Below are 6,231 nucleotides of genomic sequence, written 5' to 3' on the forward strand. Positions count from 1 at the left end.
CAAAAACCTGTTTAGCGGGAACCTGGGCGGAAGCGCGCCACACGCGCCGCGCCGGACTGCACATGCCGCCGCACACCCGTGCGTTGCTTGTACCAGAGCGGCGTGGCACCACGTTTGAGCCGCCAGTTCTTGCGCACGGGCGGGCCGAAGCTGTAGTACGGCGTCGGGACATGATCCTGCCCATATGACTGGTAGTCGTGGCTGTCACTGCCGCTCAGTGCGGAATGAGCCTCGTTGAGGCCGTCGTTGACGGACTGCCCGACATTCCGCGCAGCCTCTTCGAGTCCGGTCTTCACCTTCTTGAGCTCTTCGAGCTCCATCGAGCGGTTGACCTCGCTTTGAACCTGCGACACATACCGTTGAGCCTTGCCCAGCAATACCCCCACCGTGCGTGCCACTTTGGGCAAGCGCTCAGGGCCGATGACGATCAGGGCCACTGCGCCGATGATCGCCAGTTTGTCGATACCGAAATCAATCATGGATGACGCACTGCCTTACAGCAGCGCGGTAGGGCTGATTGACCGATCAGGACTTGCTCTTGGCATCGACGTCAACGGTGTTGGCGTCGTTGCGGGCAGTGTTGGTGACTTGCTGAGGCGCTGCCGCGGCATCAGCCGAGGTCGTGCCGTCCTTCATGCCGTCCTTGAAGCCCTTGACGGCTGAACCCAGGTCCGTGCCGACGTTCTTGAGCTTTTTGGTGCCAAACACCATCACCACGATGAGCAGCACGATCAGCCAATGCCAGATGCTGAATGAACCCATGATCTTCTCCAAAAAGTCTATCGACTTGACAACAAATCCGTCATTTTGATGTATGCCCGCGAGTCAGCCTCGCATAAGCACATGCGCATTTTGATCAGGATGCGCCGCCTTCACTTGTCTTTACCTTGCCGCGCATGGCGAACTCTTCCAGCCCGGACAGCCCTTCACGGCGCGCCAGTTCCCCCACCACCTCGTGCGGATGCAGGCCGAGGTGAGACATCGCCACCATGGCGTGAAACCACAGATCGGCGAATTCACCCACCAGTGCCTTGCGGTTGGCGTCCGAGGGATTGGCCGCCATGTCCTTGCCGGCCATCACTGTCTCAGTTGCTTCCTCTCCGACCTTTTTCAAGACCGTGTCGGTGCCCTTGTGAAACAGCCGGGCCACATAACTCTTGTCCGGATCGCCGCCCTTGCGGGATTCGATCACCTCGGCCAGGCGCATCAGCACGTCCAGGGACGTGGCTGTCGAGTTCGGGGTAGGGGGCGTGGCACTCATTTGTTGTAGATGCTGGCAGGGTCTTTGATCACCGGGTCCACGGAGACCCACTGACCATTCTCGTATTTCTGGAAGAAACAGCTGTGACGGCCGGTGTGGCAGGCAATGCCGGGCTCGTGCCCCAGTTGCGTGATGCGCAGCAGCACGACATCGTTGTCACAGTCCATTCGGATGGCGTGCACCTTCTGGATGTGGCCGGATTCCTCGCCCTTGTGCCATAGCTTCTGGCGGGAACGGCTCCAGTACACCGCCTCACCCTTTTCGGCGGTCAACGCCAGGGCCTCGCGGTTCATCCAGGCGAACATCAGCACGTCGCCCGACGTGTCTTCCTGGGCGATCACCGGTACCAGCCCATTTTCATCCCAGCGGATCTCTTCTAACCAAGTCATGGGTGACAGTGTAGCAATCGAGGGGCCAGGGGCCACCCGACCTTGCTGTCCGAGGTGACAATCTGGCCTGTCGGGCCCAATTCCCCTCATTTGAAAGGGTGCCACTGTGGCGCAAACGTCTTTTCCCGTGTCTCCATCCGGCGTGCTGGCGCTCACCATGGGTGATGCCTGCGGTATCGGGCCAGAGATCATCGCCAAATGGTGGGCTTCGGGCAGTGGCCCGGCCGTGGTGGTGGGGTGTCCGCAGGTGATGCAGCGCGCCATCGGCTGGCTGGGGCTGGCAGACCAACTGGAGGTCGTGCACCTGCGTGCCGTGGCGCAGTACGCCGCCCTGGGGTCCCGCCAGATGGGTGTGTGGATGCCACCTGGTCTGCCTGATGATCTGCTGGCTGCGCCGGTGGGTCAGGTGGACGTGCGCGCGGGGAAGGCTGCCGCTGCCTGCATCCGTGAGGCTGTGCGTCTGGCCCAGCAGGGGCAGGTGGCCGGCATCGTGACGGCGCCCCTGCACAAGGAGGCGCTGGCCCTGGCTGGCGAACCTTATCCAGGGCACACCGAATTGCTGCAGGCTGAAGGCAGCCCCGCAGGGCAGGCTCCTGCGCCCGTTCGGATGATGCTGGCCAACGATCAACTCAAGACCGTGCTGGTCACCATCCACGTGGCGCTGCGCCAGGCCATCGAACAGGTGACGCACGCGTCCGTGCTGGAGACCATCCGCATCACGCACGACAGCGCACAACTTTGGGGCATGCCCAGGCCGCGCATTGCCGTGGCGGGGCTCAATCCGCACGCGGGGGAGGGTGGTTTGTTTGGCGATGAAGAGCTGACCATCATCGGTCCGGCGATCGAGGCAGCCAGGGCAGACGGGATTGACGCCAGTGGCCCCTATGCGCCTGACACCGTCTTCATGCGCGCCCGCCATGCCCCCGAGCATCCGGGCGAATTCGACGTGGTGATCGCGATGTACCACGACCAAGGGCTGATTCCCGTGAAGTACCTGGGGCTGGATCAGGGCGTGAACGTCACCTTGGGTTTGCCATTTGTGCGAACCAGCCCGGACCACGGAACCGCGTTCGACCTGGCAGGAACGGGCCAAGCAGATGAAGCCAGTTTTGCGCAGGCCGCCCACATGGCCCGCGTGCTGGTGGCGGGTCGCACTGTTCGGTCAGGCGGCTGAACGCGCGCGGGTTTGCGGGCTGTGACCGCCGCCGCCCGTGAGCGCCGCGAGTTGTCGCCGTGCACGCACGGTGGCGCGTTCGATCAATTCGGCTTGTTCGAAAGCCTTGAAACGCCCTGAATCGCACATCTTCGCCAATGTTCTGGCTGTCAGCGAGATGGTCTGCTTGTGCGTGTGGCCATGGTTGAAGATGAAGAAGGTGCGGCCATCGCTGACCCAGGTCAGGCGAACCTTTTTCCACTGGCCTTGCATCATCATCTGATAGGCCGCACCCTTTTGGATGTGGTGTACCAGTTGCAGTCCGGCCGAGGGCGGCGGCGGGGCGTCCAGGTTGATGTCGATGTCCGTGAGCGTCGGATCGTTCCCGCCGGGTAGATCCAGGTCGATGTCCAGCGGGCCGTCTGCGGCGATGGCCGCTTCGGGCAGGAAGCCCGCTTCCTTGATCTCGGTGGGCGACAGGGTTGGCACGACCGTCAGGACGGGCGGGGCCTTGATGTCGCTGAGCGCTTGCGGCAGGGGGTCGTTGGCCGCTTCTTCTCGGCTGGGGATGGCAATTTGTTCGACCTTGGTCAGCTGGTGCTCCAGCAGGCGCTGGGTCAGATCATGCTGGGGGGCGGTCTTCAGGCATTCGGCATGTGCGGGCAGCAGCTGGGCGAAAAACGCCTGTTTGGCTTCCTCCGCCCATTGAATCAGCCCCAGACCTTCGTTGAGGTCTTTCATCAACTGCGGCAGCTTGAGCAGGAACTCCTTGCGCAGCTGTGGGTGCCCCTTGGGCTGCACGCTCAGCGCCAGATGGTGGCCCGCAGCCTTCATGCGTGCGGCCAGCGGCGACTGGGCGCCATCGCGCGCCGCAGCCATCACCTGCACCTGGCTCCAGATCTGCGACAGGAAATCGCGCAGGAAGTCCGGCATCTCGACGTCGGCCAACTCCCGCTTGAGGATCTGCATGTAGCGCTGGTGCACCCTCAGATCGGCTTCCTTGCCATTGAGCATGGCTGCCACGGCCGCGTTTTCGGCCGCTTCGCGGGCGTTCTCGCTGTCGATGAAGGACTCCAGCTCGACCAGTTTGGCCTCGTAGGTGTCCATGCGGTCGAAGTCGCCCTCGACAATGTCGTTGACCAGGGCGGTGATGCGCTCCAGGCAGGCCAATCCCGGGCCGCTGTCGTAGTCATCGAATGACGCTGACAGGGTGGCGATGCGGTTCACGAAGCGCCGCACAGGGTGCTTGCGGGAATTGAAGAAGCTCATGTCCGCCAGCGCGACCCGCAGCACAGGCATCTGCAGGCGGGCTATCTGGCGCGCCATCTGCGGCGACACCTTGGGGTCGGACAGGACCTGGTCGAACAGGGCTGCCACGATGTCGATCACCATCTGATCGAGCGCGGCGCCACCGCTGGCCTTGACCAGTTCTTCCCGGTGGGCGCGAATGAGGTTGACGGCCATCAATGGGCCGGCAAAGCCCGCGCCTGCATCGCCAGGCATGCCGCCGGATGCGGTGACCGAGCCGCCTGCGGGCACGTGGCCCGGGAACTCTGCCGCCCAGCCGGCAGGCGGTGATTGGGCGGCGATCTGGCGCAGCAGGTTCTGGAAGTCGGGGCTGACGGCGGGCAGTACGCCCGGCATGCGCGGTGCGTTGCCCCTCAAGCCCATGGGGGTGGCGCCATCTGCCATGGGCATCGGCATCGAGACGCCGAACATTTCGCTGAGGGCCTGCGCGGCGCGCAAGTGCGTCTCGGTGGTGTGCTGCGCAGGTGGCTGGTAGCCCGATTGGTAGCCCGATGTGATTCTGGCGCCCATGCTGTCGGGGAAATTGGCTGGCTGGGTTGGCTGGGGTGCCTCGCCAGTGAGGCTGCCGGGGTTGGTCGCCGATATGCCCCCGTGCACGCTACTGGAGCCGCGTGTGCGATTGACCGTGAGGCCGCGAGGGGCAATGCCCTGGCCGCGCAGGTCCGCCACGATCTGGCTGTAGCAGCTCGCGAGTTCGGGGCCCAGCACACGGCCCAGATGCTGAGCCAGAACCTGGGTGACGTCGTCGGCGCTGTTGAGCTCGGCGATGGCGGCCAGGAGCGCGCGGGCGATTTCCTGCGGGCGCAGGGGATTGCGTTCGGGGTTGGGGTCGTCGAGCAGCGAGGTGATGTACGCGTACAAGGCCTCCAACTCGGCATCGCACTCGTGGGTGAGTGCCTGCGCCAGCCTGTCGGCGGTCACCCCCCGCTCGACCTCGGCGTTGTCGACCAGGGACAGCGAGGCCCAATCTGTGTCGCTGTTGAACACCTGATGGCCGCTTTGTGTCGTGCGGGTGTTTCGAGCGAGCTTGTCCACCTGCTGGCGGAATTGTTTGCCGAACGCGGCCTGCAACTGCGAGGATTTGAGCTGCAGTTCACGTTCGGCGCTCATCAGCACCTGGCGTTGCAGGTTGCTGGTGGCTGACAAGGCCAGGGCACCCATCTGGGCTGAGACCTTGTCGATGGCATTCGACACCGCCGTGTTGACGCGGCTGATGGCGCGGTCAATAACGAGGTCGAAACGGGGGTCGGTCACAGGACGGGTCCAATCAGATCAAGCGGGCACATGTACTGTCCCAAAATGGGATTGCCTTTGATCGTTGGATATCGGCCGGTCCTGCCCGGCCTTTCGTTATTTTTTCAAACTGTCACGAATCTCACGAAGCAACACGATGTCTTCGGGCGTGGGGGCAGGGGCAGCCGGGGCTGCTGCGGGAGCCTCTTTCTTGATGCGATTGATCTGCTTGATCATCAGGAAAATGATGAAAGCCAGGATCATGAAGTTCAAGGCGACGGTGAGGAAGCTGCCGTAAGCGAAGACGGCGCCAGCCTTTTTGGCGTCAGCCAGCGTCAGCCCGGCCTGCTGGCCAGCCAGTGCGACGTAGTAGTTGCTGAAGTCCAGCCCGCCGACGACCTTGCCAATCAGCGGCATGATCAGGTCATTGACCAGCGAATCGACGATTTTGCCGAATGCGCCGCCGATGATCACACCGACGGCCAGGTCGATCACATTGCCCTTGACGGCAAATTCCTTGAATTCGCTGATAAAGCTCATTGCTGCTCTCCAATTCTTGAGGGAAGTTAATTTGTAATCCTCTGCAACTGTAGGCCTGTTGAAGTCATTTATCCCAGGGCTGGCGACGCGATTGAGAGGGGTGTGTGAGGCAGTTGTTGCCAAAAAGTTACATGCTGAATCCGCCCTGAGTCTGATCAACAAGTTGGGTCGAGCGGGGGAGGGGTCGCTGACGTCCGTTAGAATGCGAGGTTGACCCCAATCTCATCGTCCCATCAGTCCTCTATAAGTCCAAAAGGATACCCATGAGCAATCAGCCAGTGGATCAAAGCCGTCGGACCTGGGTGACCATGGCCTGCGCCGCCGGTGGCGTGGGCGGCGTGGCCACC

At 62.8% G+C, this 6,231-nt stretch carries 7 protein-coding genes; 1 reads left to right on the plus strand and 6 read right to left on the minus strand.

Annotated elements, in window-relative coordinates; all coding sequences use genetic code 11:
- Window positions 1–11: 11 nt before the first annotated feature.
- From HY836_RS16790 to hisI, 4 genes are all read right to left on the minus strand, one after another.
- Window positions 12–479: a twin-arginine translocase TatA/TatE family subunit gene (locus HY836_RS16790; protein WP_290678395.1), complete on the minus strand. Its 468-nt coding sequence runs from the start codon at window positions 477–479 to the stop codon at window positions 12–14.
- A gap of 46 nt (window positions 480–525) precedes the next feature.
- Window positions 526–762: a Sec-independent protein translocase subunit TatA gene (gene tatA / locus HY836_RS16795; protein WP_290678398.1), complete on the minus strand. Its 237-nt coding sequence runs from the start codon at window positions 760–762 to the stop codon at window positions 526–528.
- A gap of 94 nt (window positions 763–856) precedes the next feature.
- The gene (locus tag HY836_RS16800) at window positions 857–1,261 is read right to left on the minus strand and encodes a phosphoribosyl-ATP diphosphatase (RefSeq protein WP_290678401.1); all 405 of its coding nucleotides are present in this window, start codon (window positions 1,259–1,261) and stop codon (window positions 857–859) included.
- On the minus strand, window positions 1,258–1,650 hold the full coding sequence (gene hisI, locus HY836_RS16805; RefSeq protein WP_290678404.1) for a phosphoribosyl-AMP cyclohydrolase: 393 nt from the start codon (window positions 1,648–1,650) through the stop codon (window positions 1,258–1,260). Before hisI ends, HY836_RS16800 begins: the two co-directional genes overlap by 4 nt.
- Before the next feature lie 157 nt (window positions 1,651–1,807).
- Here hisI and pdxA point away from each other — a divergent pair, with 157 nt between their 5' ends.
- Window positions 1,808–2,824 carry a 4-hydroxythreonine-4-phosphate dehydrogenase PdxA gene (pdxA, locus tag HY836_RS16810; protein WP_290678409.1) on the plus strand — a complete coding sequence of 339 codons (1,017 nt, stop codon included), beginning with the start codon at window positions 1,808–1,810 and terminating at the stop codon, window positions 2,822–2,824.
- Here the strand turns inward: pdxA and HY836_RS16815 are convergent.
- Together HY836_RS16815 and mscL are read right to left on the minus strand one after the other, a co-directional pair.
- Complete coding sequence (locus tag HY836_RS16815) at window positions 2,813–5,365, minus strand: DUF1631 family protein (RefSeq protein ID WP_290678407.1); 2,553 nt, start codon at window positions 5,363–5,365, stop codon at window positions 2,813–2,815. The two genes, pdxA and HY836_RS16815, sit on opposite strands and share 12 nt — an antisense overlap.
- A gap of 96 nt (window positions 5,366–5,461) precedes the next feature.
- Entirely contained in the window at window positions 5,462–5,884 is a 423-nt protein-coding gene (gene mscL, locus HY836_RS16820; protein ID WP_290678411.1) for a large conductance mechanosensitive channel protein MscL, read from the minus strand.
- Between the last annotated feature and the right edge of the window lie 347 nt (window positions 5,885–6,231).

This window comes from Aquabacterium sp., from assembly GCF_016234775.1.
GTDB lineage: Bacteria > Pseudomonadota > Gammaproteobacteria > Burkholderiales > Burkholderiaceae_C > Aquabacterium.

Excerpts from the sequence above, each read along its gene's own strand:
- HY836_RS16800 (WP_290678401.1), bottom strand. The coding sequence starts at position 1,261 with ATGAGTGCCACGCCCCCTACCCCGAACTCGACAGCCACGTCCCTGGAC.
- mscL (WP_290678411.1), bottom strand. The coding sequence starts at position 5,884 with ATGAGCTTTATCAGCGAATTCAAGGAATTTGCCGTCAAGGGCAATGTG.
- tatA (WP_290678398.1), bottom strand. The coding sequence starts at position 762 with ATGGGTTCATTCAGCATCTGGCATTGGCTGATCGTGCTGCTCATCGTG.
- hisI (WP_290678404.1), bottom strand. The coding sequence starts at position 1,650 with ATGACTTGGTTAGAAGAGATCCGCTGGGATGAAAATGGGCTGGTACCG.
- pdxA (WP_290678409.1), top strand. The coding sequence starts at position 1,808 with ATGGGTGATGCCTGCGGTATCGGGCCAGAGATCATCGCCAAATGGTGG.
- HY836_RS16790 (WP_290678395.1), bottom strand. The coding sequence starts at position 479 with ATGATTGATTTCGGTATCGACAAACTGGCGATCATCGGCGCAGTGGCC.